The sequence below is a fragment of the Arthrobacter sp. genome, assembly GCF_030540645.1.
In the GTDB taxonomy this organism is placed as follows: Bacteria; Actinomycetota; Actinomycetes; order Actinomycetales; family Micrococcaceae; genus Specibacter.
Genome location: NZ_JAUNVV010000158.1, coordinates 1 through 2,110 on the forward strand (window position 1 = coordinate 1; position 2,110 = coordinate 2,110).

Genomic DNA, 2,110 nt, shown 5'->3' on the forward strand with positions numbered 1-2,110 from the left:
GAACATGCGGCGCTCAACGCCGTGACAATAACACGCGGGGTCGGTAACGCCGTGGATTCTGCGGTGGAAGGCCGACGGTGGCCGGCCCTGATGAACTTGTTGCTCGATCAGTGGGCTGACATGTTTATCAGCAACCCCGCGCACTTGGGAGCCATTGCGGCGAAGATCCCACGTTTCATCACGGGGCAAACGGGGTACATGCTGACGGGCCTGCGCATCCTGAATGCCGCGGGCAAGGACGGCATGGTCCTTCACCTTCCTGCGCTCAAGCCTGAATATTCCACTGACCGCACCGCACAGCGCCTACGGGCAGACACCGAACGGCTGTACCGCAAGCCAACAGCCAGAGGCCTGACCATCGGCCTGTTGGAAATTTCCCATTTGCGGCTGACTGGATTGTACAAGGATGCAGGGGAAGCAGCCTTGCGTTTGAGAGAGGCCTTGCACCGAGCCCAGGATTCCCAGGCACTGAACCCCTCGCTGGGGGCGCTCGTAGAGATCCATTCCGGTCTCACTTTGCATTTGGCAGCCCGAGAATCGGAGGCACGCAGCGCATACGAGGCGGGGTTCCACCTGGCACAGGTCTCCGGAAAGTCGTTCCTGCTGGCAGACGTGGCCGGAAAGCTGGCATTGCTCCATGCCCTTCAAGGAGACGGCGCAATTGCCCGGCAATGGCTCGATAAACATGAAGCAGTGATCGGCAAGGTGGGTTGGGGTCGGAAAATGGTGGCCCGCACAGCCGTCATGACGCGAGTTTATCTGGCCATGTGCGACCTTGACTTGGAAGCGGCCACGAATGAGCTCGGCACTTTGCCGCCTACACCCGACAACGACGAACTCTGGTCGGTACATGCATATCTGCTGGCGTTGAGCTCCCTGCGGAAAGGTCTTCCGGCATCGGCTCGGCTATTGGTTGAGGCATTGCGCAGGGAGCGTGCCTATGCATCAACTGCGCCTTTGGCCGCAGGATTGTTCGATGAGGCGCTACTCATGGTCAGCATTTTCGAGGGGGGCGTGACACCCTTGGAGTTCAAACCCGTCCAGGCGGATCCAGCGCTTACCGCGCTGCGGCACTTGCAGATGGGACGGCATGACGCCGCGTTAGCCGTGCTGACAGACAAAGCACGCCGCATGGGCGCCCGACGCTGGGGGAGGCTCTCGCTATACCTCGATGTTGCCGCGCGGAACCCGGATGGTCCAACGCCTGAAGCCGTGGCGATATTGCGACAACTGTGCTCCGGTTCGGCCGACCTCGCGGAAATCTCCTATCTTCGGATGATCCCAGGTTGGGTAACGGTGAGCGACGACTTGGGATTGCGGCCAGAAGAACGCCTTCGCCTTGAAACGATGGTTTCTTCCTCCGCGGCTTCGCACGCGGGCAGGCCGCTTCTCACACCCCGGGAATACGAAATCCTTCGGCAGCTACGCTCAGGAATGACGCGCAGGCAGATAGCCGAAAGCGGCTTTCGTTCCGAAAACACCGTCAAGACGCAGATTCGTGGTCTATATCGGAAGTTGGAAGCCAAGGATGTCGTCCAGGCACTGGGCAATGCGCGGAACTGGGGCCTGTAGGCGAAAGATGGTTTATTGTTCGCGGCTTTACTTCGAAGGCATGGTCCTTGGGCGGCATGACCACGACCAGACAACCGAATGGACGCTATAATAGCCCGCTGCCGTGGACATTCAGTGGACGCCCACAGCATCCTGGCCTAGCGTGGGGATGAAGGGGAACTCCAGATAGTTGGAATGGGCGCATCCGCCGTGAACCGCTACCTTCTTCACTGGTCACCAAGTAAAGGAACCCATCGTGTCATTGCTTGAAGAATCGCTTTGGAACTCGAAAATCAACATTAACGGCTGGATCCGGGGATCGGCCGGCAGCCAGGATGTGATGGAGCCAGCCACCGGCAACGTGCTGGGCAGGGTCGGTCTTGCCTCCGCGGAGGATGTCTTGCGGGCAGCGAGCACGGCCGCCAAGGCCCAAGTGCTGTGGGCGGCGAAGAAGCCAGAAGAGCGTGCCGCCGTATTGCGCAAGGCAGGGGACCTCTGGGAGCTGCACGCCGAGGAGATCAACGTGTGGTTGGTGCGCGAAGCCGGCAGCATTGGCGCC

Annotated in this window: 2 protein-coding genes; both read left to right on the plus strand. The window is 60.3% G+C overall.

Translation table 11 applies throughout. The features are described from left to right. Positions 1–1,572: LuxR C-terminal-related transcriptional regulator (locus Q4P21_RS16205; protein WP_303389750.1), on the plus strand; the 1,572-nt coding region annotated here is incomplete at its 5' end. Positions 1,573–1,807: 235 nt separating this feature from the next. After that, positions 1,808–2,110 (plus strand): aldehyde dehydrogenase family protein (locus tag Q4P21_RS16210; protein ID WP_303389751.1); only part of this gene is annotated, 303 nt, incomplete at its 3' end.